The 22,342-nt window shown below is 60.8% G+C and carries 20 protein-coding genes; 9 read left to right on the forward strand and 11 right to left on the reverse strand.

The genetic code is table 11. The features are described from left to right. Positions 1-42 precede the first annotated feature (42 nt). The 7 genes from pqqF to BW33_RS00315 all read left to right on the forward strand — a co-directional run bounded on the left by pqqF (position 43) and on the right by BW33_RS00315 (position 7,771). Positions 43-2,457, forward strand: coding sequence for a pyrroloquinoline quinone biosynthesis protein PqqF (gene pqqF / locus BW33_RS00290; RefSeq protein WP_047596446.1), 2,415 nt, complete (start codon positions 43-45; stop codon positions 2,455-2,457). A 158-nt stretch (positions 2,458-2,615) separates the two neighbouring features. Further along, positions 2,616-2,690, forward strand: coding sequence for a pyrroloquinoline quinone precursor peptide PqqA (gene pqqA / locus BW33_RS28125; RefSeq protein WP_003422658.1), 75 nt, complete (start codon positions 2,616-2,618; stop codon positions 2,688-2,690). Between the two features lie 81 nt (positions 2,691-2,771). Continuing rightward, positions 2,772-3,683: a pyrroloquinoline quinone biosynthesis protein PqqB gene (gene pqqB / locus BW33_RS00295; RefSeq protein ID WP_047596447.1), complete on the forward strand. Its 912-nt coding sequence runs from the start codon at positions 2,772-2,774 to the stop codon at positions 3,681-3,683. A gap of 142 nt (positions 3,684-3,825) precedes the next feature. Beyond that, complete coding sequence (gene pqqC / locus BW33_RS00300) at positions 3,826-4,578, forward strand: pyrroloquinoline-quinone synthase PqqC (RefSeq protein WP_003228879.1); 753 nt, start codon at positions 3,826-3,828, stop codon at positions 4,576-4,578. Further along, positions 4,575-4,850: a pyrroloquinoline quinone biosynthesis peptide chaperone PqqD gene (gene pqqD / locus BW33_RS00305; RefSeq protein ID WP_003228880.1), complete on the forward strand. Its 276-nt coding sequence runs from the start codon at positions 4,575-4,577 to the stop codon at positions 4,848-4,850. Before pqqC ends, pqqD begins: the two co-directional genes overlap by 4 nt. Continuing rightward, positions 4,822-5,994, forward strand: coding sequence for a pyrroloquinoline quinone biosynthesis protein PqqE (pqqE, locus tag BW33_RS00310; protein ID WP_047596448.1), 1,173 nt, complete (start codon positions 4,822-4,824; stop codon positions 5,992-5,994). The genes pqqD and pqqE overlap by 29 nt, the downstream gene beginning before the upstream one ends. After that, complete coding sequence (locus tag BW33_RS00315; protein ID WP_081794152.1) at positions 5,960-7,771, forward strand: S9 family peptidase; 1,812 nt, start codon at positions 5,960-5,962, stop codon at positions 7,769-7,771. Before pqqE ends, BW33_RS00315 begins: the two co-directional genes overlap by 35 nt. A gap of 133 nt (positions 7,772-7,904) precedes the next feature. On the opposite strand, the gene BW33_RS28130 is transcribed toward BW33_RS00315, so the two are convergent. Together BW33_RS28130 and BW33_RS00325 are read right to left on the reverse strand one after the other, a co-directional pair. After that, positions 7,905-8,063 carry a YqaE/Pmp3 family membrane protein gene (locus BW33_RS28130; RefSeq protein WP_003228885.1) on the reverse strand — a complete coding sequence of 53 codons (159 nt, stop codon included), beginning with the start codon at positions 8,061-8,063 and terminating at the stop codon, positions 7,905-7,907. Between the two features lie 196 nt (positions 8,064-8,259). Further along, the gene (locus BW33_RS00325; RefSeq protein ID WP_047596450.1) at positions 8,260-9,543 is read right to left on the reverse strand and encodes an aspartate aminotransferase family protein; all 1,284 of its coding nucleotides are present in this window, start codon (positions 9,541-9,543) and stop codon (positions 8,260-8,262) included. A gap of 169 nt (positions 9,544-9,712) precedes the next feature. Between BW33_RS00325 and BW33_RS00330 the strand changes: the two genes are divergently transcribed. After that, positions 9,713-10,642 carry a LysR family transcriptional regulator gene (locus BW33_RS00330; RefSeq protein WP_047596451.1) on the forward strand — a complete coding sequence of 310 codons (930 nt, stop codon included), beginning with the start codon at positions 9,713-9,715 and terminating at the stop codon, positions 10,640-10,642. Between the two features lie 227 nt (positions 10,643-10,869). Here BW33_RS00330 and BW33_RS00335 read toward each other — a convergent pair whose 3' ends face one another. The 9 genes from BW33_RS00335 to bioB form a co-directional block, all read right to left on the reverse strand. Continuing rightward, entirely contained in the window at positions 10,870-12,648 is a 1,779-nt protein-coding gene (locus tag BW33_RS00335) for an acyl-CoA dehydrogenase C-terminal domain-containing protein (protein ID WP_027610696.1), read from the reverse strand. Between the two features lie 189 nt (positions 12,649-12,837). Further along, on the reverse strand, positions 12,838-14,127 hold the full coding sequence (locus tag BW33_RS00340; RefSeq protein WP_047596452.1) for a GGDEF domain-containing protein: 1,290 nt from the start codon (positions 14,125-14,127) through the stop codon (positions 12,838-12,840). Positions 14,128-14,319: 192 nt separating this feature from the next. Beyond that, complete coding sequence (locus tag BW33_RS00345; protein WP_047596453.1) at positions 14,320-16,125, reverse strand: phenylacyl-CoA dehydrogenase; 1,806 nt, start codon at positions 16,123-16,125, stop codon at positions 14,320-14,322. Between the two features lie 276 nt (positions 16,126-16,401). Beyond that, entirely contained in the window at positions 16,402-16,698 is a 297-nt protein-coding gene (locus BW33_RS00350) for a hypothetical protein (RefSeq protein ID WP_003228898.1), read from the reverse strand. A 109-nt stretch (positions 16,699-16,807) separates the two neighbouring features. Further along, a complete protein-coding gene (gene bioD / locus BW33_RS00355; protein ID WP_047596454.1) occupies positions 16,808-17,488 on the reverse strand; it encodes a dethiobiotin synthase in 681 nt (226 codons plus the stop codon). Beyond that, complete coding sequence (bioC, locus tag BW33_RS00360; protein WP_047596455.1) at positions 17,485-18,297, reverse strand: malonyl-ACP O-methyltransferase BioC; 813 nt, start codon at positions 18,295-18,297, stop codon at positions 17,485-17,487. The genes bioD and bioC overlap by 4 nt, the downstream gene beginning before the upstream one ends. Continuing rightward, positions 18,290-19,021 carry an alpha/beta fold hydrolase gene (locus BW33_RS00365; RefSeq protein ID WP_047596456.1) on the reverse strand — a complete coding sequence of 244 codons (732 nt, stop codon included), beginning with the start codon at positions 19,019-19,021 and terminating at the stop codon, positions 18,290-18,292. Before BW33_RS00365 ends, bioC begins: the two co-directional genes overlap by 8 nt. After that, positions 19,014-20,192, reverse strand: a complete 1,179-nt coding sequence (gene bioF, locus BW33_RS00370) for an 8-amino-7-oxononanoate synthase (RefSeq protein ID WP_047596457.1) — start codon at positions 20,190-20,192, stop codon at positions 19,014-19,016. The genes BW33_RS00365 and bioF overlap by 8 nt, the downstream gene beginning before the upstream one ends. A 129-nt stretch (positions 20,193-20,321) precedes the next feature. Next, positions 20,322-21,377 (reverse strand): biotin synthase BioB, encoded by a 1,056-nt coding sequence (gene bioB / locus BW33_RS00375; RefSeq protein WP_047596458.1) that lies wholly within the window; start codon positions 21,375-21,377, stop codon positions 20,322-20,324. A 91-nt stretch (positions 21,378-21,468) separates the two neighbouring features. Between bioB and BW33_RS00380 the strand changes: the two genes are divergently transcribed. Next, positions 21,469-22,203 (forward strand): ComF family protein, encoded by a 735-nt coding sequence (locus BW33_RS00380; protein ID WP_047596459.1) that lies wholly within the window; start codon positions 21,469-21,471, stop codon positions 22,201-22,203. The last annotated feature ends 139 nt before the right edge of the window (positions 22,204-22,342 follow it).

Raw genomic sequence — 22,342 nt, forward strand, 5'->3', positions numbered from 1 at the left:
GCAATCCGCTAGCATTGGCACTTCACTGTCCTGGAAGTGCCCATGCCCGCGCCGACTCACCCCCGCCCCCACACTGAAACCCTGGCCAACGGCTTGCGCTTGACCCTGCGTCAGGTGCCCGGATTGAAGCGCAGTGCTGCTGCCTTGCGAGTGGCGGCCGGTAGTCATGATGTGCCGCTTGCGTGGCCGGGGCTGGCGCATTTTCTTGAGCATTTGCTGTTTCTCGGCACTGAGCATTTTCCTGCGAGTCAGGCGTTGATGGCCTACGTGCAAAGTCACGGTGGACAAGTGAATGCCAGCACCCGTGAACGCACCACCGACTTCTTCTTCGAACTGCCGACCTCGGCCTTCAGTGCCGGGCTTGAGCGTCTGTCAGACATGCTCGCGCACCCGCGTATGAATGCGGACGATCAGTTGCGCGAACGCGAAGTGCTGGACGCAGAATTTGTCGCATGGTCGCAAGATCCCACAGCACAGCAGGAACTGGCGTTGTGCGAGGGTTTGCCGGCCACACATCCGCTGCGCGGATTTCATGCGGGGAATCGCGACAGCCTGAAAGTTGAGTTGCCAGCGTTTCAGCAAGCGCTCAAGGATTTTCATCAGCAGTTTTATCGCACCGGGCAAATGACGCTGAGTCTGGTCGGGCCGCAGAGCATCGAGGAATTGCGCGTACTCGCGCAGCAGTTCGCCGCCGCGCTGCCGGTTGGGGATAAGGTCGAGCAAGCAGCGCCACTGCCATTGGCGGTAAAAAGTTATCAACAGGTCGGCGAGCGAAGCAGCAATCTGTTGTGCGCTTTCGACGCGCTGCCCGACTCGTCCGCCGAAGCGCTGGCGTTTCTCTGCCATTGGCTGAACAGCGCCAAGCCCGGCGGTCTGCTCGCCCATTTGCAGCAACAACGCCTCGCGGACGGTTTGAAAGCCGTGCCGCTGTATCAGTTCGCCGGGCAAGCACTGCTGCATCTGCAATTCACCGCCCCCGCCGAATCCCTGAGCGTCATTCGTGAACAACTGCTGGACTGGTTGAGCTTCTTTGCCGCGCAACAGGACTGGGCCGCGTTGCGCGAGGAATACACCAAGCTGCGTGAGCGTCAGCAGCAAATCAGCGGCGCCCTGCAACTGGCGCGGCTCGACAGTGAACAACGCGAACACGGTCTGTCGGAAAACGCTGTAGTCGCCCTCAAACAGATCCTGCGCGACATCAGCGTTGTGGATAACTTCAGCGACCATTGGCACCTGCCTGCCGCCAACCCTTTCCTGAGTTCCAGCGAGCCGCTGGCCAGCGCCGGCCTGATTCGCGGCCAGACCAGCGCCCATCGTGGTTTGCGGACTTTCGCTCAGGATCGCTCGCGCGGTCGGCGTGAACGTTCTCCGATGCAATTCAGCCAGGCGTTGCCGGACCATAGCGATCACGGCGCGATTTATTTGCGTTGGCATACGGAAGCGGCGGCCAGCATAGATCTGCAAGGCAAGCTGCAACGCGGCCTGCGGGAAACTCAGGAGGATGCGCAGCAGGCCGGCGTCGAGTTGGCGTTCAACGCCACCGGCACACAGTGGCTGCTGAAACTGACGGGCTTGCAGGAGCCGATGCCCAGTGTCCTGGAACACGCGCTGAAATGTCTGACGCAAATTGACGCTGATTCAGCGGGCGCAGAGCCAGAAGCGCCGTTGATACCGATCCGTCAGTTGCTCAAGGCATTGCCTGAACGCTGCCTGCCATCGGCCATCGAGTCGGACGACGCCAATCAGCTGTGGACAACTTCGCGCTGGGACGGGCTGGCGCTTGGTCTCAACGCACAGACGCAATCGGCCATGGGCCTGGCCCTGAGCCGCATCCCTGGCACGCCGGACAATCAATTGCCGCCAGCGCCGACGATCAACACGCAACATCTGTGGAGCCACATCGACACCGCGTCCAGCGAGCATGCGTTGCTGCTGTTCTGCCCGAGCGCCAGTCGCGAGATCGCCGACGAAGCCGCCTGGCGCTTGCTCGCGCAGCTGTGCCAGACACCGTTCTATCAGCGCCTGCGGGTCGAATTGCAATTGGGCTACGCCGTGTTCAGCGCCTTGCGGCAGGTGCACGGCCAGACCGGATTGCTGTTCGGTGTGCAATCGCCAGATACTGCGCCGGGTGAGCTGCTCGGCCATATCCAGCAGTTCCTCAACGGCATTCCTGCGCTGATCGAACTCGATGAAAAGCGCTTCACCGAGCAACGCCAGTCACTCGCGGATCAGTTCGCGGAGAGTCATCTGTCCGGCAAAGACGCCGCCGAGTTGCTGTGGCAGGCCAAGCTCGCTGGCCACTCGTCGGATTACCTGGCGCAACTGCACACGGCCATCGGCCAACTGGAACGCTCGGCACTGCTGGCGGCAGCGCAGCGGTTGCTCAACGCCGACGGTGGCTGGCGCTGCCTCGCTAGCGAATCGTCACCCGGCGCACCATGGCAAACAACAAAATGATCATTACCAAGGCTGCAAGGAGCTTTCTCAAAGATTCACGGGCAATACCGTTGAAATTTTGAGTAACATAGCAGCCTAACTATTTGGAACATCCCTGCGCTGCCGTGGACTATAACTATGGACAGCGCTATCCCACCCACCCAATGAGGAGTCACCTTATGTCCTGGACAAAACCGGCTTACACCGACCTGCGTATCGGCTTCGAAGTCACCATGTACTTCGCCAGCCGCTGATTTCTGCCTACGCAGATTTGCAGTGCAACGCCTCGGCTCGCCGGGGCGTTTTATTTTCAGCGTTGAAAGATGGGAGCGTTCATGTTCGTCCAGATTCTGGGTTCGGCCGCCGGTGGCGGATTTCCGCAGTGGAACTGCAACTGCGTCAATTGCGCAGGCTTTCGCGACGGCAGCCTGAATGCCAAGGCCCGCACCCAATCGTCCATCGCGATTTCCGATGACGGCGTGAACTGGGTGCTGTGCAACGCGTCGCCGGACATCCGCGCGCAACTGCAGAGCTTCGCGCCGATGCAACCGGGCCGAGCCCTGCGTGACACCGGCATCAGCGCGATCATCCTGATGGACAGCCAGATCGACCACACCACCGGCCTGCTCAGCCTGCGCGAAGGCTGCCCGCATCAGGTCTGGTGCACGGACATGGTTCACGAAGATTTGAGCACCGGTTTCCCGCTGTTCAAGATGCTGACCCACTGGAACGGCGGGCTGAACTGGAACCGCATCGAGCTCGACCAGAGCTTCACTGTCGCTGCCTGCCCGAACCTGCGTTTCACCCCGCTGCCGTTGCGCAGCGCCGCGCCGCCGTACTCGCCGCACCGTTTCGACCCCCACCCGGGCGACAACATCGGCCTGATCGTCGAAGACCTCAATACTGGCGGCAAACTATTTTACGCCCCGGGTCTGGGCAAGGTCGACGCGCCGCTGCTGGAAATCATGGCTGGTAGCGATTGCCTGCTGGTGGACGGCACGCTGTGGGATGACGATGAAATGCAGCGCCGTGGCGTCGGCACCCGCACCGGTCGCGAGATGGGCCACCTGGCACAGAACGGCCCCGGCGGCATGCTCGAAGTGCTGGAGCAGTTGCCCGAGCAGCGCAAAGTGCTTATCCACATCAACAACACCAACCCGATTCTCGATGAGGATTCGGCTGAGCGCGCGGAGCTGGCGCGGCGTAATGTTGAAGTGGCGTTCGATGGCATGAGTATTGTGCTGTAAGCCGTAGATACCTATGCGCGGCCCTTCGCGAGCAGGCTCGCTCCCACATTTGGAATGCGATCAACCTGTGGGAGCGAGCCTGCTCGCGAAGAGGCCAGTGCAAACAGAAAAGATTTCTAGGGTTGTTCCCCGGAGAACCGCAATGACCGACACCCCGCTGTCCCCCACCGAATTCGAAGCCGCCCTGCGCGCCAAAGGCGCCTATTACCACATCTACCACCCGTACCACGTGGCGATGTACGAAGGCCGTGCCACCCGCGAGCAGATTCAGGGCTGGGTTGCCAACCGCTTCTACTACCAGGTGAACATTCCCCTGAAAGACGCGGCGATCCTCGCCAATTGCCCGGATCGCGAGATTCGCCGGGAGTGGATTCAACGCCTGCTCGACCACGACGGCGCCCCCGGTGAAGACGGCGGCATTGAAGCCTGGCTGCGTCTCGGTCAGGCGGTCGGCCTCGACCCGGACCAATTGCGCTCTCAGGAACTGGTGCTGCCCGGCGTGCGTTTCGCCGTCGATGCCTACGTCAACTTCGCCCGCCGCGCCAGTTGGCAGGAAGCCGCCAGCAGCTCGTTGACCGAGCTGTTCGCACCGCAGATCCACCAGTCGCGCCTCGACAGCTGGCCGCAGCATTACCCGTGGATCGACCCGGCCGGTTACGAATATTTCCGCACTCGCCTCGGTCAGGCGCGGCGCGATGTCGAGCACGGTCTGGCGATCACGCTCGAGCACTACAAGACCCGCGAGGGTCAGGAGCGCATGCTGGAAATTCTCCAGTTCAAACTGGACATTCTTTGGAGCATGCTCGATGCCATGAGCATGGCTTACGAACTGAACCGCCCGCCGTATCACAGCGTCACCGAGCAGCGGGTCTGGCATAAAGGAATCACCCTATGAGTTTTGATCGCAGCAAGATCCCGACCTGGCGTCCCGGCTACCGTTTCCAGTACGAACCGGCGCAAAAAGGTCACGTGCTGCTCTACCCCGAGGGCATGATCAAGCTCAACGACAGCGCCGCGCTGATCGGCGGATTGATCGACGGTGAGCGCGATGTCGCGGCGATCATCGCCAAACTCGACGAGCAGTTCCCCGGCGTGCCTGAGCTCGGTGAAGACATCGAGCAATTCATGGAGGTTGCCCGTGCGCAGCACTGGATCGAACTTGCCTGAGACATCGGTGCAAGTACCGCCAAAACCTGAAGTCGGCCTGCCGCTGTGGCTGCTCGCCGAGCTGACCTACCGCTGCCCGCTGCAATGCCCGTACTGCTCCAATCCGCTGGATTTCGCCGAGCAGGGCAAAGAGCTGAGTACCGAGCAGTGGATCAAGGTCTTCCGCGAGGCGCGGGAGATGGGCGCGGCGCAACTGGGCTTTTCCGGTGGCGAACCGCTGGTGCGTCAGGACCTCGCCGAACTGATTCGTGAAGCGCGGCAGTTGGGTTTCTACACCAACCTGATCACTTCCGGCATCGGTCTGACCGAGCAGAAAATCAGTGACTTCAAAAAGGCTGGTCTCGATCACATCCAGATCAGTTTCCAGGCCAGCGACGAGCAAGTGAACAACCTGCTCGCCGGCTCGAAAAAGGCTTTCGCGCAGAAGCTGGAAATGGCTCGTGCGGTGAAGGCCCACGGCTATCCGATGGTGCTGAACTTCGTCACCCACCGGCACAACATCGACAAGATCGACCGCATCATCGAGCTGTGCATCGCGCTGGAAGCCGACTTCGTCGAGCTCGCCACCTGCCAGTTCTACGGTTGGGCGCAGCTCAATCGTGTCGGCCTGTTGCCGACCAAGGAACAACTGGTGCGTGCCGAACGCATCACCAACGAATACCGCGCCAAACTGGAAGCCGAAGGGCATCCGTGCAAGCTGATTTTCGTCACCCCGGACTACTACGAAGAACGCCCGAAAGCCTGCATGAACGGCTGGGGCAGTATCTTTCTGACGGTCACGCCGGACGGCACCGCCCTGCCCTGCCATGGCGCCCGGCAGCTGCCAGTGCAGTTTCCCAATGTGCGCGATCACAGCATGCAGCACATCTGGTACGACTCGTTCGGCTTCAACCGTTTTCGCGGTTACGACTGGATGCCCGAGCCATGCCGCTCCTGCGACGAAAAGGAACAGGACTTCGGCGGCTGCCGCTGTCAGGCGTTCATGCTCACAGGTGACGCGAGCAATGCCGACCCGGTGTGCAGCAAATCCGAACATCACGGCGTGATCCTTGCGGCCCGCGAAGAAGCCGAGCACGCCACCCAGACCATCGAACAACTGGCCTTCCGTAATGAACGAAACTCACGCCTCATCGCCAAGGGCTGAGCCTTTCAGCGCCGCCCAGGCCGTCGCCGCCGGCATGGACTTCGCCGAACTGCAACTCGGTGCCCACGGTTTGTTCTGGAATGAATATCGCCCGGAAGATGCCGCTTGCCGGATCTGGCACTGGCGCGACGGCGTGGCGAAATGTCTGACGCCGAATGGCTTCAGTGTGCGCAGCCGGGTGTACGAATATGGCGGTGGCGCGTTTTGTCTGACGCCGGACGGGGTGGTTTTCGTCAATGAGGCGGATCAGCAGTTGTATCGGCAGACGCTAATTGGCAAACCTGAGGCGCTGACTTCTGGCGAGTGTCGTTATGGCGATCTGCATTTTGCTGGCGGCCAGGTGCTGGCGGTTGAGGAACGGCAGGATCAGCATCGGCTGGTAGCAATTGATCTGGCTGACGGCACGCGGCATTTGCTGGCTGAAGGTGCGGATTTTTATGCCGCACCGGTGATCAGCCCGGACGGTTCGCGATTGGCCTGGATCGAGTGGAGTCGGCCGCACCAGCCGTGGACATCCACGCGATTGATGGTCGCCGAGCGTCTGGCTGAGGGTGGCTTTGGCGCAGCGCATTGCGTAGCGGGGGCTGACCTTGAAGAGTCGATCCAGCAACCGCGATTTGACACGAAAGGACGCCTGTTGTGCCTGACTGATCGCGGCGGATTCTGGCAGCCGTGGCGCGAAACGTCCGACGGTTTGCATCGACTGCCCTGTGCCGAAGCCGATCATGCGCCCGCCCCGTGGCAGATGGGTGGCAGTACCTGGTTGCCGGTAGGCGATTCGTTTCTGGCGAGTTGGAGCGAAGGCGGTTTTGGTCGCCTGGCGCTCGACGGCGAAGACTTCACCGGCGACTACAGCCGCTTCCGGCATCTGGCGCTGGATCAGCAATTCATCTACTGCATTGCCGCCTCGCCGATCAGCCCCTCGGCGGTCATCGCCATCGATCGCTCGACCCGCTCGGTACAAGTGCTGGCCGGGGGGGTTGCACCTCTACCGGCGGAGCGCATCAGTCGTCCGCAGACCTTGCGCTACCCGAGCGGCAGCGGTGAGGCTCACGGATTCTTCTATCCGGCGATGAACGACGAAGCCCAGCCGCCACTGGTGGTATTCATCCACGGCGGCCCGACCTCGGCCTGCTACCCGATGCTCGACCCGCGCATTCAGTACTGGACGCAACGCGGCTTCGCCGTCGCCGATCTCAACTATCGCGGCAGCAGCGGCTATGGCCGCGAATACCGTCAGGCGTTGCATCTGAGCTGGGGCGAGGTCGATGTCGAGGACGCCTGCGCGGTGGTGGGATACCTGGCCGAACAGGGCCTGATCGACGGCGAGCGCGCCTTCATCCGCGGCGGCAGCGCCGGGGGTTACACCACCCTGTGCGCGTTGGCGTTTCAGCAGGTGTTCCGCGCGGGCGCCAGCCTCTATGGCGTCAGCGACCCGGTGGCACTGGCCCGGGCGACCCACAAGTTCGAAGGCGATTATCTCGACTGGCTGATCGGCGATCCCGAACAGGACGCCGAGTGCTACGCCGCCCGCACGCCGCTACAGCATGCAAGCAACATCCGGGTGCCGGTGATTTTCTTTCAGGGTGAGCTGGATGCGGTGGTGGTGCCGCAACAGACGCGCGACATGGTCGCGGCGCTGGAGCGCAATGGCATCCCGGTCCAGGCGCATTACTACGCCGAGGAACGCCATGGCTTTCGAAGGGCGGTGAATCAGGCGCATGCGCTGGAGCAGGAGTGGAAGTTTTATCAGCGGGTGATGGGGTTGGCGGACTGATCGCCGCCCCCATTCAAAATAGCGTCGTCCCATTCGCGAGCAGGCTCGCTCCCACACTGGATCTGTGTTGTTCACAAAATCCCCTGTGGGAGCGAGCCTGCTCGCGAAAGCTATCTATCAGGTGCCGCTGAACTCAGCGCTTGGCGATGATGTACACCGCATGCACGATCCCCGGGATATAACCGCACAGGGTCAACAGAATGTTCAGCCAGAACGCCCCGCCGAACCCGACCTGCAGAAACACACCCAGTGGCGGCAACAGAATGGCGATGATGATACGAATGAAATCCATGGGTCAGCTCCTGAATGGGGGTTGGCTCACATGAGCCATACAAGCTAATCGACCTGCGCCGTTCGTCAGGGTTCAGTAAAAACGCCATTTGATAGCCATCATCGAATACAAAAAAACGCCCCACGCCAAAAGAATCAGGCGTGAGGCGTGCGTTATACCGCGAGACGGTTCTTGAAATCGGGTAGGAAACTTCAACTCAAACGGCAATCCCTTTGCGGCATTGCAGTTGCGCGGTGCGCACCCGCGAGAAGGCGCGGGCCAGGCGCAGGAGCATTTCGTCAATGTTGGCCTTGCTGACGGTGAGTGCCGGGGTGAAACGCAGGCAGTTGGCTTGCGGCGCGTTGAGCAGCAGGCCTTCGTGCAAGGCGGCATTGACTACGGCATTGGCGGAGTCCTCTGACAAACTCAGTCCCCAAAACAGCCCTTGACCACGCAACTCGCCATGGCCGTAACGGTGCGCCAGTCGAGCGAGTCCCTCACGCAGGTGCTGGCCGTGTTCTTTGACCTGCTGCAGAAATGCCCGATCCTGCACGCTATCGAGCACCACCAGACCGGCTGCAGTCATCAGCGCGTTACCGTGATGAGTGCCGCCCAGCTCACCGGCATCAAAGCAGCAGGCTTTGCCTCGGGCCAATAACGCCGCCAGAGGAACGCCACCACCGAGGCCCTTGCCGAGCACGACGATATCGGCGCGCACGCCGTAGGACTGTTCCGCGAGCAAAGTGCCGCAGCGACCGATACCGGTCTGAACCTCGTCGAGGATCAGCAGAATGCCCAGCTCGCGGCACAGACGCTCGACGCCCTTGAGGTAATGCTCGGTAGCCGGAATCACCCCGGCATCACTCTGGATCGGCTCAAGCATGATCGCCACGGTTTGCGCATCGACGGCGGCATGCAGCGCCGGCAAATCGTTGAACGGCACTCGATCAAAACCCGGCAGCAACGGCGCGAAACGGTTGTGCAGGTTGCAACTGTCCGACGCGGAAATCGTCGCCAGACTACGGCCGTGACAGCCTTGTCTGGCAACAATGATCCGCGAGGCGCCGCCACGATGCAGCTGGCCCCATTTGCGTGCCAGTTTGATCGCTGCCTCACAGGCCTCGCTGCCGCTGTTGAGCAAGTAAGCCTGATCGCTGGTGGTGCTGGCGCACAGACGTTCGGCAAGGCTGAGCATGCCGCGGTTGTGCAGATTGAAACCAGGATTGATCAGCGCCTGAGCCTGGCTGGCGATGGCTTTGACCAGTGCCGAAGGGCTGTGACCGAGGCTGTTGGCGCCGCCGGCCTGGGAGAAGTCGAGATAAGCGCGGTCGTTGCAGTCCCACAACCAGGAGCCCTGGCCACGCACGAACACCTGCGGCGGTCGCTCGACGCTGGGCATCAGTCGCTCGGTGTCTAGACTGTCGCCAGCAGCAGGTGGACCGGGCTCGAAAGCGAGATCATCAAGACTCGGCGCCTGGCGCCGCAAACTGAACAGATTCATTGCAAAAAACCTCGCTTGAGGTTTTTTGAACCGCCTATGCAAACACTGTCGAAGCAAACGCTATTCATCGCGCTTTCTGGCCCTGTAAGCCTTGTGATTGCGGTTAGACTAGGCTCACTGACGGCTTCGGGCCATTTCGATTTACCAGCATTTTCGATAAGTATTCCTTATGGATTTCAAACAACTGCGTTATTTCGTCGCGGTCTACGAAGAGGGCCATGTCGGCCGGGCAGCCGAACGCCTGTCGATCTCGCAACCGGCGCTGTCGCAGCAGATTCGTCAGCTCGAACAGAACCTCGACGTCACGCTGTTCGAACGCAGCAGCAAACGCCTGTTGCCAACCCTTGCCGCGCACACGCTGTACAACCACGCCGTGCCGCTGCTCGACGGTTTGCAGCGGGCGCGGGAAGCGCTGGGCAACTTCAAGGGGCAGGCCTTGCGCACGCTGGCGATCGGCGTACTGCAAACCGTGCACACCAGCCTCGTGCCGCAAATGCTCGAACGGGTGCGCAAGGCGCAGCCGCACCTTGTGGTGCAAATCTATGAACTGACGGGGCTGGAGATCGAGCGCCGTTTACTTAACGGCTCGCTGGACATCGGCATCAGCTACTTGCCGCCGCGCCAACCGGGGCTGCATGGCGTGATGCTGTACGAGGACGAACTTACGCTGGTCATCCCGGCGGATCACCCACTGCGTGAATTCAAGAAGGTCTCGATGCGGCAGGCAGCGGAATTGCCGATGTTGCTGCTGGGCGAAGAGTTTCAGATCCGGCAGATCTGGCAGGCGCAACTGACCAGCCTGGGTCGGCGCCCGCAAGTGCAGGCCGAGCTGAACAATATGCTGGGGATTCTCGACAGTCTGCCGCACACCAGACTGGCGACGGTGCTGCCCGGACGCTCACAGAGGGAATACGACGAGCAGGATCTGCTGTGGAAGCCGTTGAGCGAACCACGGGTGCCGCTGAAGGTTGGGCTGGTGTGCCGCGACGTGCAGCGTCAGCAGGCGTCTTTGGCGTTGCTGCGCACGTTGCTGGAAGAAGTGATTCAGCGCGAGGACAAACCACTCAAAGCCGCGCCACCACTGGATCCGCTGGCCTGAAAACTTTTCTTCAGGCAAAAGAAAACCCCGCCGAAGCGGGGCTTTGCAGACTGTTTCCCTGACATCCATTTCAATCCGCCACCCTGGCAGAATCCTACGTGTCCGTGTTGTTGCTTTGCGCTTCCTGCGCGACGTCCATGAGTTGTAGATTAGCTGTGGATCCAATCTTCGCCTATGGGAGAACAGCAGCACGTCATGTAAGAGAATGCTTACATGACGTTACATCATCAGAACTGTTCAGCATTCAGCAGGAACAGCGACTCGCTACCCGCCTTCACCGACGCGCTCAGCGAGTGGATACGCGGCAGCAGACGGGCGAAATAGAAGCGCGCGGTGCCCAGCTTGCTGGCGTAGAAATCGTCCTGCGCTTCTTTGCCCAGTGCGGCTTTCGCCATCAATGCCCACATGTAGGCATAAGCGGTGTAGCCGAAAGCCTGCAAATATTCAACCGAGGCGGCGCCGATTTCGTTCGGATTGGTTTTGGCTCGATCCAGCAGCCACGCAGTCAGCTCGTCAAGGGTGCTGACGGCATCGTTCAGCGGCTTGGTGAATTCGCCGAGATCGGCGCTGGCAGTCGCGGTGAAGTGGCGGATCTCGTCAGCGAACAGCTTGTAGAACGCGCCGCCGCTGCCGACGATCTTGCGCCCGACCAGGTCCAGCGCCTGAATGCCGTTGGTGCCTTCATAAATCTGGGTGATGCGCACGTCACGCACCAGCTGCTCCTGGCCCCACTCGCGGATGTAGCCGTGTCCGCCGAAAATCTGCTGGCCGTGGACGGTGGTTTCCAGACCCAGATCGGTGAGGAATGCCTTGGCCACCGGGGTCAGCAACGCGACCAGATCTTCTGCGCGCTTGCGAGTGGTCGCGTCTTCGCTGAACTTGGCGGTGTCGAGTTGCATCGCCACGTAAGTGGAGAAGGCGCGACCGCCCTCGTTCGAGGCTTTCATGGTCAGCAGCATGCGACGCACGTCCGGGTGAACGATGATCGGGTCGGCAACCTTGTCCTTGTTCTGCGCGCCGGTCGGCGAACGGCTCTGCAGACGATCGCGCGCATATTCGACGGCGTTCTGATAGGAACGCTCACCGCTGGCCAGGCCTTGAATGCCGACGCCCAGACGCTCGTAGTTCATCATGGTGAACATTGCCGCCAAGCCCTTGTTCGGCTCGCCGACCAGGTAACCCACGGCTTCGTCGAAGTTCATCACGCAGGTCGCGGACGCCTGGATGCCCATCTTGTGTTCGATCGAACCGCAGTTGGCCGGGTTGCGTGCGCCCAGGCTTCCATCGGCATTGACCATGAACTTCGGCACCAGGAACAGCGAGATGCCTTTCGGGCCGGCCGGGGCATCCGGCAGTTTCGCCAGCACCAGATGAATGATGTTCTCGGTCAGGTCGTGCTCACCGCCGGTGATGAAAATCTTGGTGCCGCTGACCTTGTAGGAGCCGTCGGCCTGCGGTTCGGCCTTGGTGCGGATGATGCCCAGGTCGGTGCCGGCGTGCGGCTCGGTCAGGCACATGGAACCGGCCCAGATGCCGGCGTACATGTTCGGCAGGTAGGCGGCCTTCAGCTCTTCGCTGGCATGCGCGTTGATCGACAGGCAGGCGCCGGCGGTCAGCATCGGATACAGACCGAACGACAGGCTGGCGGAGTTGACCATCTCTTCTACTTGAGCCGAAACAGCCTTGGGCATGCCCATGCCGCCGTAGGCCGGATCGCCACCGACACCGACCCAGCCGCCTTCAGCGTAAGTCTGATAGGCCTGTGGGAAACCGGCCGGGGTGCTGACGGCGCCGTCCTTCCAGTGGCAGCCTTCTTCGTCGGCGGCGCGGCTCAGGGGGGCAATGCTTTTGCTGGTGACCTTGCCGGCTTCTTCGAGAATGGCTTCTACGGTTTCCGCATCGACAGTCTCGGCCAAGGCCGGCAGCTCGGCCCAGAGTTTGGCGACTTCGAATACTTCATTGAGGACGAAGCGCATATCGCGCAGCGGCGCTTTGTAGTCAGCCATGGCAAACCTCGCAAGATCTAAACAGGTGATTCGTGGAAGAGTGTTTTCGTTGAGGCCGAGTGTACCTCAACAACTTTTGCGACACATAGGGTCAACCGGTGACTGATTTGTTATTTTTGGTCACCGACCTTCAGTGATAAAACAAAACCCGCAATCAGCGGGCTTTTGAGTGATGACGTGTGGCTTGAGTCAGCCAGCAGCGCTGTCCATGCGCACCGCGCCGCGACGGTTCTGTCCGAACGCCATGACGCAGTTACGCCCGGCGCCCTTGGCGCTGTACAACGCCTGGTCGGCGGACTTGAGGACTTCTTCCGGGGTGCGCTGTTCGACGCGCTCGGCGACGCCGATACTGACCGTGACCGAAACACTGGAAGCACCGCTGCCGCTACGACGCTGACGACCTTGCTGATCGTCCTGCGGACGGCTCTCCTGATTGCGCAACTGGATGTTGTAGGAGGCAATCGACTCGCGAATCACCTCCAGGTGCGGCATGCACTCCTCGAGGGTTTTGCCCGCAAACACCAAGGCGAATTCTTCACCCCCAAAGCGATACGCCCTACCACCACCGCTGATTTTCGAGAGTTTGCTGGCGACCAGCCGCAGCACTTGGTCACCGACGTCGTGACCGTGGGTGTCGTTGAATTTCTTGAAGTGATCGACGTCGCTCATCGCCAACACATAGTTGCGGCCCAGGCGCTGCATCCGCTCATTGAGCGCGCGACGCCCTGGCAGACCGGTGAGTTCATCACGGAAGGCCATTTGGTAGGCTTCATGCGCCACGGCGGCGGCAATCATCAGCATCACCTGACTGCACATGATGTTCAGGGTGAACGGCAGGATGAAGGTTTTCGGCAGCATCCAGAACACCCCGAGCAGGCCGACCAGTTGTGCTGCATGCAGCGGGCGCGGGTTGCGCCAGTACTGCCAGGCCAGCAGCAGAAATGCCGAGAGGAACACCGGATAGGACATCTGGATCAGGCTCATCCAGGCGCCGTGCAGCGCCGGCCAGCGGATTTCCGAGAGCCACATCAGCAGCGCCTGCGGATAACTCTGTTCAAGGCCGAGGGCGACACTGCCGAAGGCCAGCAACACGGCGAAACGCGCGACCATGTCCTGGAACAGATGGGTACGCTCCTGCCACGCGGCGAACAGCCCGAACAACAACGGCAACAGCAGACAGACCAGATGGAACACCACCGCAGCGTCCTCGCGCACTTTGCCATTGTCGCGGTAATAGTCGGTCTGGGTGTCGAGCAAAAAGTAGGCGATGTACACCGTGAGCATCAGAAACAGCTCGCGTTGACGTCGATAAACCGCACAGTAAGCACCGCCCAAGAGCAGCACCAGGGTCGGCAGAACGTTGAACAGCGAAGTGAAGAAAACGCTGAGGTCTTTGACGTACGCAGCCGCCAACCCCGCGAGCAACAACAGCAGTGAAGGTAGGAAATGACTGAAACGTACAGCGGAAGAACGCGGCAAGGGTAAAGCTCCGACCCGTCATATCAAAGAGATGGCATTGTGCCTGCAATGTGGCCAGTTAAGCACACACAATGTGATCCAGATCACATGCAGTCTCTTTAACGGCAGAAAACCCGGGTTGCTGAGCGATTCAGAAACAAAAAAACCGCTGCCCCCGAGGGAGCAACGGTTTTCGTCAGACCGCGTCGGGGCTTAGTAGCCCAGTGCGAAGTCTTCTTCTTTCATGTCCATCAGGTTGTTGGCGCCCGACAGCATGGTGGCCACGTGGGTACGGGTACGTGGCAGGATGCGCTGGAAGTAGAAGCGCGCGGTTTGCAGCTTGGCGTTATAGAACGCCGCGTCGCCGGTGCCTTCTGCCAGCTTCTCGGCGGCCAGACGTGCCATGTCGGCCCAGAAGTAGGCCAGGCAGGCGTAACCGGAGTACATCAGGTAATCCACGGAGGCCGCGCCAACTTCTTCGCGATCTTTCATGGCCGCCATACCGACCTTCATGGTCAACTCGCCCCACTCTTTGTTCAGTGCAGCCAGCGGTGCAACGAACTCTTTGACGGCTTCGTTGCCTTCGTTGTTCTGGCAGAACTTGTGGACGATCTTGGTGAAGCCTTTCAGAGCCTCGCCTTGAGTCATCAGCACTTTACGGCCCAGCAGGTCGAGTGCCTGAATACCGGTGGTGCCTTCGTACAGCATCGAAATGCGGCTGTCGCGAACGTTCTGCTCCATGCCCCACTCGGCGATGAAGCCGTGGCCGCCGTAGATCTGCACGCCGTGGTTGGCGGCTTCGAAACCGACTTCGGTCATGAACGCCTTGGCGATTGGCGTCATGAACGCCAGCAGTGCGTCGGCCTTCTTCTTCTCTTCTTCGTCGACGCCGTATTTGACGATGTCGACCTGTTTGGCGGTGAAGTACACCATCGCGCGGTTGCCTTCGGCGAATGCCTTCATGGTCAGCAGCATGCGACGTACGTCAGGGTGCACGATGATCGGGTCAGCCGCCTTGTCCGGCGCTTTCGGGCCAGTCAGGGAACGCATTTGCAGACGATCACGAGCGTATTTCAGGCCACCCTGGAAGCCGATTTCGGCGTGGGCCAGACCTTGCAGCGCGGTACCCAGACGTGCGGTGTTCATGAAGGTGAACATGCAGTTCAGGCCTTTGTTCGCCGGGCCGATCAGGAAACCGGTGGCGCCGTCGAAGTTCATCACGCAAGTGGCGTTGCCGTGGATGCCCATCTTGTGTTCCAGCGAACCGCAGCTCACTGCGTTACGCGCACCGATGGTGCCATCGGCGTTCGGCAGGAATTTTGGAACGATGAACAGGGAAATGCCTTTGGTGCCAGCCGGTGCATCCGGCAGGCGGGCCAGTACGATGTGGACGATGTTGTCGGCCATGTCGTGTTCGCCGGCCGAGATGAAGATCTTGGTACCGGAGACTTTGTAGGAACCATCAGCCTGAGGTTCGGCTTTGGTGCGCAGCATGCCCAGGTCGGTGCCGCAGTGCGGTTCGGTCAGGCACATGGTGCCGGTCCACTCGCCGGAAACCAGTTTGGTCAAATAGGCTTCTTGCTGCTCTGGTGTGCCGTGCTCGGAGATGGTGTTCATTGCGCCGTGCGACAGGCCCGGGTACATGCCCCACGACCAGTTGGCTTCACCGACCATTTCGCTGACGGCCAGCCCCAGCGACTCTGGCAGGCCTTGACCGCCGTGCTCGACGTCGTGCGCCAGGCTTGGCCAGCCGCCTTCGACGAATTGCTTGTAGGCTTCTTTGAAGCCCGTCGGGGTCTTCACCCCGGACTCGCTCCAGGTGCAGCCTTCGAGGTCGCCCACGCGGTTCAGCGGTGCCAGTACCTGCTCACAAAACTTGGCGCCTTCTTCGAGAATGGCGTCAACCATGTCCGGCGTTGCTTCGGAGCAAGCTGGAAGGCTCTGATAGTGCGCTTCGTAGCCGAGCAGTTCGTCACGAACGAAGCGAATATCACGCAAGGGGGCCTTGTAGTCAGGCATAGCGATAAACCTCTGCTGATGTAACCGGGAATGAACGACCGTGTTGATTTGTTGTGACGGTCAAACAGTTGTTTGAAACATACGTTTACGCCGAAATCTTGTCAAGCATCGATCTTTTGCCGTTCGTCATGACTTTTTTCCAATGCCGGACACGGCAAACCACCATGGACTGCAAAGCGCCACGGGGAATGAAAAAAGATTAGTTGAGGGTGAAGGACTTACAACGAAAAACGCCGCGACTAAGCGCGGCGTTCAACAGGCAGGAGACGCAAAAAATCAGGCAAACGTATCGATGATCGTACCGAGCATTTCATCGGAAGCCTTGGCGACCTTGGTGCCCAGCTCTACCTGAAACTTGCCCTGGGCCATTTCGGCCATGGCGCTGCCCGGATCCATTTGCTGACTGCGGTCGATACCGCGCAGACGATCGACCTGCGCCTCGGAAGACTGACTGGTAACCGAACGCTCGATGGTATTGTTGGCGATCTGGCTGGCCGCCTGATCGACACGGTTCTGACCGGTCTGAATCGTGCTCAAACCCGCATAAAAAGCTGTGTTACCGGAGATTTCCATGGGAGTTCTCATCCTTGGGAAGGATCAATGGTTGCCATTGAAGCAGAGGCGCCAGAAAAACACCCGTCAAAAATACTGATGGCACAGTGCCCTGTCATAGCCAAAAACATTAGTCGAGCAAATCCAGCTGCAGATGATCAGCCACTGCCTCGGCACTCAGCGACTTCAATTTCGGCACGCGTCCCAGACACGGCGCTGGAAGCCGCTCGGCCAGCGTCGCCAGATTCTCTTCCAGACGCGAGGTTTTCGGATCAATGATATTCGCCACCCAACCGGCCAGTTGCAGGCCATCGCGGGCAATCGCCTCGGCCGTCAGCAAGGCATGACTGATGCAGCCCAGCCGTACGCCCACCACCAGAATCACCGGCAGCTTCAACGCGATAGCCAGATCCGACAGATTGTCCTGATCCGCCAACGGCACCCGCCAGCCACCGGCCCCCTCGATCAAAGTGAAATCGGCATTGCGCGCCAGAATTTCGCGCATCGGCGCCAGCAACGATTGCACAGTCAGCGCGACACCGGCCTCACGTGCTGCCAGATGCGGCGCGATGGCCGGCTCGAATGCCACCGGATTGACCTGCTGATAAGTCAACGGCACCGAACATTCGGCCAGCAGCGCCAGCGCATCGGCATTACGCAAACCCTTGGGCGTTACCTCGCAACCCGACGCCACGGGTTTGCCCGCCGCCGTACTCAGCCCGGCCGAGCGCGCAGCATGCAGTAACCCGGCAGCCACGGTGGTCTTGCCGACATCGGTGTCAGTCCCGGTGATGAAATAGGCTGCGCTCATAAGGGTTTCTCCAAAACGGCGTAGACAACCTGGTAAGTCGCCGGCAATCCCTGTGCCTGACGGAACTGCTCGTAAGCCTCGACCAGGCCAATAATCCGCGCGCGTCCGGTCAAGCCACCCGGCCGTCCGGGGTTCAGATTGTGCGCGCCGAGCGCCTTGAGTTCGTGGGTCAGGCTGCGCACATCCGGGTAGTGCAGCACATGCGCCTGATTCTGCAGACTCACCGTACGAAAGCCACTTTTGGCACACAACTGCTCATACCGGGAGAACTCACGGAATCGATTGACGTGCACCAGACCATCGACATGGCGCCAACTGTCGCGCAATTCGTACAACGTCCCGACACAAAGACTAGCAAACGCGAAAATCCCGCCCGGCTTGAGCACGCGAAAGGCTTCGCCGAGCACCGATTCGAAGTCCGCGCACCACTGCACGGCGAGGCTGGAGAAGATCAGCTCGCACGTCGAGTCCTGCAACGGCAGACGCTCCGCATCGCCAGCGATGAAATGCTGCGCGCCACCCAATGGTCGTGCGTGATTGAGCATGCCCTCGGCGATATCCAGCGCCAGCCCCTGACCCTCGGCAAATCGCTCGGCCAATGCGCGAGTGAAATAGCCAGTGCCGCAGCCCAGGTCCAGCCAACGTGACGGCAGAAAACTCGCCGGCAAACGCTGCAGCAACTGTGAGCCGACGTCGCGCTGCAACTCGGCAACGCTGTCGTAGCTGGCCGCCGCACGGGAGAAAGAGGCTGCGACCTGGCGCTTGTCAGGCAAGCCGCCAGGCAGCGCAACAAGAGACAAATCAGTCATCACCGCACTCGTGTAGAAAAGCCTGGATCGCACCCGCCACGCCATGGGGGTCTTCCAGAAGAAACGCATGACTGGCCTGTTCGATCAGACCAATTTCGATATCCGGCAACAGGGCGAACAACGCCCCCGCCGCTTCCGCAGGCACTAAACCGTCCTGCCCGGCGAACAGGTGCAACTGCGGACCGCGAAACGCCTGCAACGCTTCGCGGGTATCGAGTTGTGCGAGCAATTCCAGCCCGGCCATCAAGGTCTCGGGTGCCACATTCGGCGCACCGCCGAGCAGCAGTCGCGACATGCCGCGTGGGTCTTGCGCGCCCTGGGCACACAACAGCGAGAAACGTTTGAGGGTTAGTCGCGGGTCGGCCTGGCAGCCGGCGAGAAATGCATCGAACGTCTCGCCCGGCATCGCACTCGGCCATTGCTCATGGGCGACAAACGAAGGGTTGCTCGCCAGCGTCAGCAGCCCGCAGCAGTGTTCTCCACGCCGCGCCGCCAACTCGGAGGCAAGCATGCCGCCAAGCGACCAACCGCCCAGCCAAACGTCCCGAGGAATACGTTCATCGATTTCATCGAGCCAGTCCTGCAGGTCGCTGGAGTCCAACTCCGGCAGCGGCTCGATCTCGACATGCAGATGTTCGTCGAGCCCCTGCAATGCCGCGGCCAGAGGCTCCAGCGGCGAAACACCGAGGCCCCAGCCGGGCAGCAGAATCAGGCGATCACGCATGGCTTGGCTCCGGCGGCAGTTGGGCAAAGCAATCGGCCAGTCCTTCTAACAATAGCTGCACCTGCGCCTCGCTGTGGGCGGCAGTCAGGGTCACGCGCAGGCGTGCGCTTCCTGCCGGGACGGTAGGCGGACGGATTGCCGTGACCATCAAGCCGCGTTCGCGCAGCATCTGCGACAGGCGCACGGCGCGACCGGCATCACCGATCAGGATCGGCTGGATCGGGGTGAAGCTGTCCATCAGTTGCAGACCGATCTGCTCGGCGCCGTGGCGGAACTGGCGGATCAGCGTCTGCAAATGTTCACGACGCCAATGTTCCGTGCGCAGCAACTCCAGACTTTTCAACGTCGCACAGGCCAGCGCCGGCGGCTGGCTGGTGGTGTAGATGTAAGGCCGGGCGAACTGGATCAGGCTTTCGATCAGCTCTTCACTGCCGGCGACGAAAGCACCGGCGGTGCCGAATGCCTTGCCGAGGGTGCCGACCAGCACCGGTACATCGTCCTGACTCAAGCCGAAGTGCTCGACGATCCCGCCGCCATTGACGCCGAGCGGGCCGAAGCCATGCGCATCGTCGACCATCAGCCACGCGCCCTTGGCCTTGGCCTCGCGGGCCAGCGCCGGCAGATCGGCGAGATCGCCATCCATGCTGAACACGCCATCGGTGACCACCAGCGTGTTGCCGGTAGCCTTCTGCAGGCGCTTGGCCAGGCTGTCGGCGTCGTTGTGCAGATAACGATTGAAACGCGCGCCGGACAACAGACCAGCATCGAGCAACGACGCGTGGTTAAGGCGATCTTCCAGCACCGTATCGCCCTGCCCGACCAGCGCCGTGACCGCGCCAAGATTGGCCATGTAACCGGTGGTGAACAGCAACGCACGTGGCCGGCCGGTGAGATCGGCGAGGGCTTCTTCCAGTGCGTGATGCGGGCCGCTGTGACCGATCACCAGATGCGACGCTCCGCCACCGACGCCCCAGCGCTCGGCACCGGCGCGCCAGGCTTCGATCACCTGCGGGTGATTGGCCAGCCCCAGGTAGTCATTGTTGCAGAACGCCAGCAACGGCTGGCCGTCAACCACCACTTCAGGCCCCTGCGGGGACTCGAGCAACGGACGCTGGCGGTAGAGATTTTCGGCACGGCGGGCAGCAAGGCGTGCGGCGAGATCGAAAGACATGCAGGCCTCACATCTGAAAAATGACTGTGTAGGAGCTGCCGAAGGCTGCGATCTTTTGATGTTGTTTTTTAAAGACAAGATCAAAAGATCGCAGCCTGCGGCAGCTCCTACATGGAATCCGTAAAGTGATCAGACCGCAGCGTTATAGAACTGCTCGCTGCTCTTCTGCTCCACCAGCGCCTGCTCGATCGCAGCCTGATGCACTTCATCGGAATGCTCTTCGCGCGCTTCCGGTTGAATGCCCAGGCGCGCGAACAGTTGCATGTCCTTGTCGGCCTGCGGGTTGGCGGTGGTCAGCAGTTTGTCGCCGTAGAAAATCGAGTTGGCACCGGCGAAGAACGCCAACGCCTGCATCTGCTCGTTCATAGCCTCGCGACCGGCGGACAGGCGCACGTGGGATTGCGGCATGAGGATCCGCGCGACAGCGAGCATGCGGATGAAGTCGAACGGGTCGATGTCTTCGGCGTTTTCCAGCGGCGTGCCGGCGACTTTCACCAGCATGTTGATCGGCACCGACTCCGGATGCTCCGGCAGGTTGGCCAGCTGGATCAGCAGGTTGGCGCGGTCGTCCAGCGACTCGCCCATGCCGAGGATGCCGCCGGAGCAGATCTTCATCCCCGACTCACGCACGTAGGCCAGCGTCTGCAGGCGCTCGCTGTAAGTGCGGGTGGTGATGATGCTGCCGTAGAACTCGGGCGAGGTGTCGAGGTTGTGGTTGTAGTAATCGAGACCAGCCTTGGCCAGCGCCTCGGTCTGCTCCTGATCGAGACGACCGAGGGTCATGCAGGTTTCCAGGCCCATGGCTTTCACGCCTTCGACCATCTTCAGCACATACGGCATGTCTTTGGCCGACGGGTGCTTCCACGCAGCCCCCATGCAGAAACGGGTCGAGCCGATGGCTTTGGCGCGGGCAGCCTCTTCGAGCACTTTCTGCACTTCCATCAGCTTTTCTTTTTCCAGGCCGGTGTTGTAGTGACCGGACTGCGGACAGTATTTGCAGTCTTCCGGGCAGGCACCGGTCTTGATCGACAGCAGCGTGGAAACCTGCACGCGGTTGGCGTTGAAATGTGCGCGGTGCACCGTCTGCGCCTGGAACAGCAAGTCGTTGAATGGCTGTACGAAGAGCGCTTTGACTTCGGCTAAAGACCAGTCGTGACGCAGGGTGGCAGAGGTGCTGGCGCTCATGGGCAGTTCCTTGGTTATGCTTGGCTGGCGACTGCGGGAACGGAATTCCCACAGGCGCGACACGGATGTTCGGCATATTTAAGGAAGAGTCATGCACTGTCAACCACGATACGAACAACAGGTTTACATCTGTTTAAAAAACGTACAAACCTGCTTGCTGTGCGATGAACCCGCAGAAGCAGAATTGCCAATTTGCGTCGCCTGCGAAACCGATCTGCCCTGGCTCGGCGACCACTGCCAGACCTGCGCCTTGCCGCTGTCCAGCGCTGGCCTGACCTGCGGCGGGTGCCTGCTGGAGCCGCCAGCGTTCGAACAGGTGGTAGCGCCGTGGCGCTATGACTTCCCGCTGGACAGTTTGATTACGCGTTTTAAACACAACGCGAAATGGCCGTTTGGCCACTTGCTCGCCGACGTTGCCGGACAATACCTGCAACATCGCTTCGATGAAGGTTTGCCGAGACCCGACGTGTTACTGCCGGTGCCACTGGCGAGCAAACGTCTGCGCCAGCGCGGGTTCAATCAGGCGGCGATGCTGGCGCGATGGTTGAGCCAAAAGCTGGATCTGCCTTTTGAGGAACAGGCTCTTCGGCGGATCCACGACACCAGCGCCCAACAGGATCTCGACGCCAAGGCGCGCAAGCGCAATCTGCGTAACGCCTTCGCTTTGGTCCCTGACGCTGAAGTGAAAGGTCGACACTTCGCGTTGATCGATGACGTGCTGACCACCGGCGCCACGGCCCATGCACTGGCGCGATTGCTGCGGGATGCAGGGGCCGCCAGGGTCGACGTGTACTGCCTCGCACGCACACCGAAGCCCGGAAGCTGAAATCGCCACCCTTGTAGGAGTGAGCCTGCTCGCGATGGCGCCTTCACTACCAACATTGATGCTGACGGTTCCACCGCGATCGCGAGCAGGCTCACTCCTACAGGAAACAGTGTTTGGCTTGACTGATGCGTCCCAAGCC

Source organism: Pseudomonas sp. RIT288, assembly GCF_000631985.1.
Taxonomy (GTDB): Bacteria; Pseudomonadota; Gammaproteobacteria; order Pseudomonadales; family Pseudomonadaceae; genus Aquipseudomonas.